Here is a 7,432-nt window from a genome sequence, read left to right as displayed (position 1 = left end):
TGGTAGCGCTGGCCCTCCGGCGGCCATTGCGGATGCGTCTCGATGAAGTCCCAGGCCGCCTCGGCGGCCGCGAGCACACGCTTGGCCCGAGCCGTGTCATAGGGCCGCAGCAGCCGCGCGTGGATGGCCGCCGCGGCGGCGAAGGACGCTGTGCCGTGGGTGGTGCGCGCGCCGATGAGCCGCGGTGCGCTGACTCGGTGCGGCAGGGAGCTGTCCCAGTCGCGGCTCGCGATGCGGAAGTGCACGCCGCCGTCGGTGTCCTGCATGCCAAGCATCCAGCGCATGCCCCAGTCCAACTCGTCCAGCACGTCCGGGATGCCGTTGCCGCTCTCCGGGATGCCGAGGTCGCCGTCGCCGAACCGGCTCGGCGCCAGGTCGAGCGCGGCGCCGACGCTGAACCACACCGGGGCGGCGTTGGGCACGTATTGGCCATAGTCGCCGGCGTCGAACCAGCCGCCGTTGATCTGCCGCCGGCCGCAGCCGTCGCTGCCGCAGCCGAGAGCGGACGTCGCGACGGCCGGGTGCAGCACGCCGTCCAGCGCGCTGGGGATGCCGCCCCGCGGGCGGGCATGGCCAGAGTCCGCGTAGCGCTCGGCGATGGGCATGCCGTTGCGGCTGTGGAAGAAGAGCCGGAACACGCTGCGGTAGAGCGGCTGGTAGACGTCCGGCGCGATGCGGAAGTCGTCCGAGACGCCGAGCCCGTCCATGCGGATGCGGTAGCGGCCGGTGCCTTGGAGCCCGGAGAAGTCCAGCAGCAGCAAGCGGTTGCCGCTCCAGGGATCGTGCTCGGCGACGGGCTCGGCGGTGCCGCGGAGCACCACCCGGCCGCTCGCGGCATCCACCACCTCGAAGCGCTCGTCATCCACCGGCATGGGGCCGGCGCTGCCGAGCCAGTTGCCGGCGAAGGCGAGCTTGCGGGCTTGCGGCGCGTAGCCCACCTGGCTCGCCTGGATGGAGCCGGTGACGCGCTCCCGCCGGTATTGCACTGGCAGTGACGGCGTGCTCCCCGGCAGCAGCAGCCGGTGGCGGGCGCCGGCGGCGAGTGGCGTGTCGAACAGCAGGTGGATGCGCGTGCCAACGATAGCGCGGCGCTCGGCGTCGAAACCGATCACCCGGCGGTCAATGCCGGTGCGGGCGGGGGCTTGCCGACGGCCGTCCAGGCCGAGCAACCGGATCGCGCCGGTGTCCAGACCGGGCGCGGAATCCGCGCCGCCCGTGAGCAGCAGCGTCAGCGCGCGGTCCGAGCGTAATTCCAGGCTGCGCACCGCTCCTGCGCTCACCACCGTCGCCTGCATCGCCCGCTGCTGGCTCGCGTCGAGCCCGAGCGGCGTGGTCACGCCCAGTTGCTCATCGGCCGCGATCGCCTCCGTTGTTGCCAATACGGCCACCAGCAAGCCCGCCGGCATGCGTGCCAGTGCGCCCGCCGGCGATGCGAGCCGACGTGGCCGGCACCGCGTCGCCCTCGATCCGCGCGCCATGTCAAATGCCGCCGTTGACCGAGTTGCCGAGGATGATGCCGGTCTGGATCGCGGTGATGGTGGGCACGATCTGGTTCAGCATCTGTGCCCACCGCGAGAGATAGGTCGGCGGCACGTAGACGATGTCGTTGGGCTCCAGCTGCACGTCCTGCGCCGCGCCGTTCAGCACGTCCTTGAAGTTGACGATGATCAGGTTCGGATTGCTGAGGGCGCCGCGCACGATGTGCACCCGCGTCAGGTCCGCCTCGCGGGTGAAGCCCTCGGCGAGCGCCAGGGAGCGGGACATGGGCATGGCCTCGCGGAAGGCGAACTGCGCCGGCTTGTTCACCTCGCCGACGATGTAGACCTCCTTGGAGAGGCCCGAGGGGATGTTGATGTAGTCGCCGTCCTGGAGCTGGATGTCGAAGCGCAGGTCCCCCTGCCGGAACAGCCGCGTGAAGTCCACCGGCAGCACGTGTCCCTCGCGGGCGATGAAGGCCGTGGACAAATCGGCCACCTCCACGGAGCTGGAGCGGAACTGGCCCTTCTTGAAGCCGCCGGCGCGGGCGACGGCCTCGGTAAGGCTGACGTCGGTGACCAGGGGATAGACGCCGGGCTTGTTGACCTCGCCGTTCACCGTGTAGTTGAGGCTGTTCAGCTGGGTGACGATCACCGCCACCCGCGGCTCGATGACGAAGCGCGACAGCCGCTCGGTGACGGCTGTCGCCAGCTCGTCGACGCTGCGCCCGGCCGCCTGCACGTCGCCGATGAGCGGGAAAGAGATCATGCCGTCCGGGCGGATCGGCACGCTGGCGATACTGAGGTCCGGCTCGTCGTAGACGGAGACGCTGAGCACGTCCCCCTTGCCGAGGGTCGGCCGCGTCTGGGTCTCCGCCACTGCGCGGTGGAGCTCCGCCAACTGTTCCTCGGTGGTGAGCCGACGGGTGACCTGCGCCGGTGGGGTCTTGAGCGCCTCCGGGCGTACCAACGGGGGGTGATCGAGATCGGACAGCGGAATAGCGGGCCGCACCGCGGCGCAGCCCGCCAGCAGCAGCACCAGCACGACCAGCGCGACCTGTGCCAGCAAGATGGCCACGCGTACGCCTGGTAGGAAATTGTGCCGTGGTAAAGGCAGCCAAAACACCGCCCGTCGGCTCGCTGTCCGGCTTTCGTCCGCTACAATGCACACACGCGGTCGTGACGCGCAGCTTTCCTGTAGCGGCTCGCGGGGATCATCCTGTAGAACAACGCCCATCGGTCCGGAGGTATTCGGATGAAATCACTTATGACGTGGCATCAGCCGCAGTCGGTCCGCCGCGGCCTCGGTGCCGCCTTGCTGCTGCTGATGATGATGATGCCCTGGACACTATTGTTCGCTGCGGCTGACGACAGTCTCGCGGCGGTCAAGGAGCGTGGCGTGCTTCGCCACCTCGGCATCCCGTATGCCAACTTCGTCACCGGTGCCGGCGACGGCATGGACGTGGAGTTGATGCAGGGCTTCGCCGAGTGGCTCGGGGTCGATTATGAGTACGTCAAGACGGATTGGTCCAGCGCCATCGGGGACCTTACCGGCAAGAAGGTCCGATCGAACGGCGACGACGTAGAGGTCATTGGCAAGGTGCCCATCAAGGGCGACGTCATCGCCAACGGCATGACCGTGATTCCCTGGCGGCAGAAGGCCGTCGCGTTTGCCCGGCCCACCTTCCCGACCCAGGTCTGGCTGATGTCGCGGGCGGATTCGCCGGTGTCGCCCATCAGGCCCACCAACAGCCTGGCGCGGGATATCGTCAAGACCAAGTCCGTGCTGCACGGCAAGACCCTGCTGGGCAAGGTGAACACCTGCCTGGACCCGTCGCTCTATGACATGGAGCGCACCGGCGCGCACATCTCCCTGTTCGATGGGACGCTGAACGAGCTGGCACCGGCACTGCTTGCCGACGAGTCCGAGTTCACGCTGCTGGACGTGCCGGACGCGCTGGTGGCATTGCAGAAATGGCCCGGCGACATCAAGGTCATCGGCCCCGTGAGCGAGCCCCAGGACATGGCGCCCGCGTTCCGGCCTGGCGACGACGCGTTACGCGAGTCCTTCAACACCTACCTGGCGGAGCTGAAGGCGGACGGGCGCTTCGATGCACTGGCGCTCAAGTACTACCCATTCGTCGCGGACTACTTCCCCGACTTCATCAATGCAAAGGAGTGACCCGCGGCAGCGCACCGCGGCCCCCAGCCGGTCGTCCAGCCCGCGGCGGTGCGCGGCGCGGTCACGGCCATGCCGCGACCGTGTGCTCAATCTCCCGGAGTTTGACGCGGTCATCGTTCCAGCCGCACCGCTCGCACCAGAATGACGCCACGCCAGGCTCGCCGCCCGAGCGCACCCTCACCACTCCCGGCCACAAGCCCGATGACTGAAGTGCATCCAACCCCCGCGCGGCCACCGCGTCTCACCATCTGGACGGTGCTGATGGCACTGGCGCTGGTGGGCCTCATGGGCTATCTGCTGGTGGACAACTACCGCAACGCCCTGAGCCTGCAAGAGTCGCTCATCGACCGTATCCGCCAAGCCGCGCACAGCCGCAGCACCGCCATCGAGTATTTTTTCGACGAGAAGCGCAGCGAGCTCGAAAACCTGGCCCGCTCGCGCGAGGTGTCGGTGTACTTCGAGAACAAGGCGCTCGGTATGAGCGAGCGCTTCGGTCTCAAACAGAGCCTGATTCCCATCCGCCAGCTGTTTGCGGACCTCATCGACCGCAAGCGGGTCTCCGGCGAGCCCATCTATGAGCGGCTCGCGCTGGTGGACGCCGAAGGCCAGACCCTGGCGGACGTGACGGCGCCGGGGCTCGAGTCCGCGGACCTGCGGCAGGACCTCAGCGCCTGCCTGCGTCCGGGCGACGGCGGGGCCGTGGTGCGCACCATGGATGGCGGCAAAGCGATCGTCGTGTCGGTGCCGTATCGGTTCAAGGGGGAATACGCGGGCCAGTTGGTCTCCTGGATCGACCCGGCACTGCTGCGTTCGAGCCTGTTGGAGGCCGGCGGCTCCGGGCAGGCGCTAGCGTTCGCGCTGGTGGAAGACGGCATCGCTGGTCCGCGGGTGGTCGGCGGCGGGAATTCCGCGCTGTGGAAGGATGTGCTCGGCCAACTACAAGAGCGAGAGGCGCTCGAGGACCACATCAATCTCGCCAAGCCGCTGCGCCTGCAGCTCGCGGGCGCCGGCACCTCCGTGTTCGCGTCCGCGGTGCCAGTGGCGGGCACGCCGTTCCGGCTCATCGAGCTCAATCGCGTGGATGCCGTGGAGAGCGGCCTGAATCCTTGGGTGCAGGCGTCCGCCATGGCGCTGCTCGCCGCCATCGTCCTGGCCGGCGTGACCATCGTCTTCCGTGCCAACCTGAGCGCGGCGGCGCTGCGCGCGCGGCTTGCCGAGGCGGCACTGCGCGAGCGCCAGATCGAGGCCAAGAACGCCGCGTTGAACCGCGAGGTGGCCGAGCGCCGCCGCGCCGAGGAGGCGCTGCGCAGCAGCGAGCGCGAGTTCCGCGCCATCGCCAACTACACCTACGACTGGGAGGACTGGACCGCCCCGGACGGCAAACTGCTGTGGGTCAACCCGGCCGTGGAGCGGGTCAGCGGCTACAAGGTCGACGAATGCCTGGCGATGCCGGACTATCCGCTGCCGATGGTGCATCCGCAGGACCGCGACGCCTTCCGCGCCCAGGTGCGCGAGCTCATGGATGGCAACGGCGGTGAGCACGAGTTCCGCCTGCTGCACCGCGACGGCAGCGTGTCCTGGGCCGCCATTTCCGGGCAGCCCATCCGCGACGCCGACGGCACCAGCATGGGCCTGCGCTGCAGCATTCGCGATATCACCGAGCGCCGCCGCGCGGCGGAGGCGATGCGCCAGGCGAAGGAGGCCGCCGAGGCCGCGAGCCAGGCCAAGAGCGACTTCCTGGCCAACATGAGCCACGAGATCCGCACGCCCATGGTGGGCGTCATCGGCATGACGGGCCTGCTGCGGGACAGCAACCTCGACGCCGTGCAGCGGGACTACGTCGAGACCATCCACAACTCCGGCGAGGCGCTGCTCGACGTCATCAACGACATCCTCGACTTCTCCAAGATCGAGGCCAAGCGCATGGAGCTGGAGGTCACCGGCTTCGATCTGCGGGCGACGGTCGAAGAGGTGGCGGACATGCTGGCACTGAAGGCCTTCGAGAAGGGCCTCCAGTTCAACTGCCTGCTGCCGGAAGGCATTCCGGTGCGCCTGCGCGGCGACGCCGGCCGTCTGCGGCAGGTGTTGGTGAATCTAACCGGCAACGCCATCAAGTTCACCGAGCACGGCGAGGTGTCGGTGGACGTGAAACGGCTCGACGCCGCTGACGAGCAGGACCATTGCCTGTTGCGCTTCGAGGTGGTGGACAGCGGCATCGGCATCGACCCCGCGCGCCAGGTGCAGTTGTTCCAGTCGTTCTACCAGGTGGACACCACCACCACGCGCCGCTTCGGCGGCACCGGGCTCGGGCTCGCCATCTCCAAGCAGCTCGTGGAGCTCATGGGCGGGCGCATTGGTGTGGACAGCGTGTCCGGCCGCGGCTCCACGTTCTGGTGTGAGATCCCGTTCCTGCTCGACCCGCAGCCGCAGGCACCGGCGCAACCGCCCGACGACGTGCTGGTGGGCAGGCGGGTGCTCATCGTCGACGACAACGCGACCAACCTGCGCGTGCTCTCCGAGTACCTCAACGCCTTCGGCTGCATCATCGACCAGGCCGGCGGCGCCGACGAGGCCAAGCAGCGCCTCGGCGCGGCGAGCGCCGCCGAGGAGCCCTACGACATCGTCGTGCTCGACATGATGATGCCGGTGGTGGACGGGCTGACGCTGGGCCGCGAAATCCGCCGCAGCGGCGAGTACGGCGAGCCCAAGCTCGTGATGCTCTCCTCGCGCGACCAGCGTGGCGACGGGCGCGCGCTGGAGCAGGCCGGCTTCGACGCCTTCTTCACCAAGCCGGTCAAGCGCAACGTGCTGCATCGCCTGCTGGTGCGTCTGTTCGAGGTTCCCTACGGTGCCACCGAGGAGCAGCCAGCGGCGCCCGCGGCGGCTGAGCTGCCGTTGGATGCGCCGCCGCTGCGCATCCTGGTGGCGGAGGACAATCCCACCAACCAGAAGGTCGCGCTGTCCATGCTGAAACGCCTCGGCTATCGCGCGGATGCCGTTGCCAACGGTCGTGAGGCGTTGAAGGCGCTGCAACTGATTCCCTACGACCTGGTGCTGATGGACGTGCAAATGCCGGAGATGGACGGCCTCGAAGCGACGCGGCGCTTCCGCGCGCTGGAGGCCGGCACCGGCCGGCGTCTGCCTATCATCGCCATGACCGCGCATGCGTCCACGGCCGACCGCGACCGCTGTCTTGCCGCGGGCATGGACGACTTCGTCACCAAACCGGTGCAGCGCGAAAGCCTCGGCCGCACCCTGGCCGCCCGGCTGCCCGCACCCGGCTCGGCCCAGGCGGGGACGCGCCAAGCATCCGCCGCGGACGCCGCCGCGAGCATGCAGCCCAGCGCCGGGAGCACACAGCCAGTCGACCCGGTCGCGCAGGCGGCTGCCCCGGCAGCGCCCGGTGCCAACGGCCGTTTCACCGTCGCCACCATGGTGGCGCGGCTCGACAACGACGAGGAGATCGCCCGGGAGATCGCCGGCATCTTCGTCGAAAGCTCACAGGCCCTGTACGAGCAGCTTGCCGACGCCATCCCCCAGGGCGATCCGGACGTCGTGCGCACCCGCGCCCACTCCATCAAAGGTTCGGCCGGCAACATCGGCGCCACCGCCCTGCAGGACCTCGCCGCCGCCATGGAGTGCGCCGGCCGCGACGGCAACCTCGACGAGGCGCAGCGCCTGCTACCGGACCTGCGCGCCAACCTCCAGGAGGTGAATGCGGTGCTGGACGACTGGGCCTGAGCGCCTGCAAGGACGTGCCGCCGCGGGACTGGCC

Annotated in this window: 4 protein-coding genes; 2 read left to right on the top strand and 2 right to left on the bottom strand. The window is 69.1% G+C overall.

The genetic code is table 11. The features are described 5' to 3' along the window. Together LJE69_RS00360 and LJE69_RS00355 are read right to left on the bottom strand one after the other, a co-directional pair. Positions 1-1,406, bottom strand: a 1,406-nt coding sequence (locus LJE69_RS00360) for a glycoside hydrolase family 9 protein (RefSeq protein ID WP_296920014.1), incomplete at its 3' end; no start/stop codon positions are given. A 73-nt stretch (positions 1,407-1,479) separates the two neighbouring features. Then, a complete protein-coding gene (locus tag LJE69_RS00355) occupies positions 1,480-2,553 on the bottom strand; it encodes a polysaccharide biosynthesis/export family protein (RefSeq protein ID WP_296920011.1) in 1,074 nt (357 codons plus the stop codon). 177 nt (positions 2,554-2,730) lie between these two features. On the opposite strand from LJE69_RS00355, the gene LJE69_RS00350 reads away from it, so the two are divergent. Together LJE69_RS00350 and LJE69_RS00345 are read left to right on the top strand one after the other, a co-directional pair. Then, complete coding sequence (locus LJE69_RS00350; RefSeq protein WP_296920010.1) at positions 2,731-3,657, top strand: transporter substrate-binding domain-containing protein; 927 nt, start codon at positions 2,731-2,733, stop codon at positions 3,655-3,657. Positions 3,658-3,867: 210 nt separating this feature from the next. Then, a complete protein-coding gene (locus LJE69_RS00345) occupies positions 3,868-7,398 on the top strand; it encodes a response regulator (RefSeq protein WP_296920008.1) in 3,531 nt (1,176 codons plus the stop codon). Positions 7,399-7,432: the final 34 nt, after the last annotated feature.

This window comes from Thiohalocapsa sp., from assembly GCF_022340605.1.
Taxonomy (GTDB): Bacteria; Pseudomonadota; Gammaproteobacteria; order Chromatiales; family Chromatiaceae; genus Thiohalocapsa.
The sequence above is the reverse complement of the archived record's forward strand: the minus strand, read 5'-3'. Positions and strand labels throughout refer to the sequence as shown.

Excerpts from the sequence above, each read along its gene's own strand:
- LJE69_RS00350 (WP_296920010.1), top strand. The coding sequence starts at position 2,731 with ATGAAATCACTTATGACGTGGCATCAGCCGCAGTCGGTCCGCCGCGGC.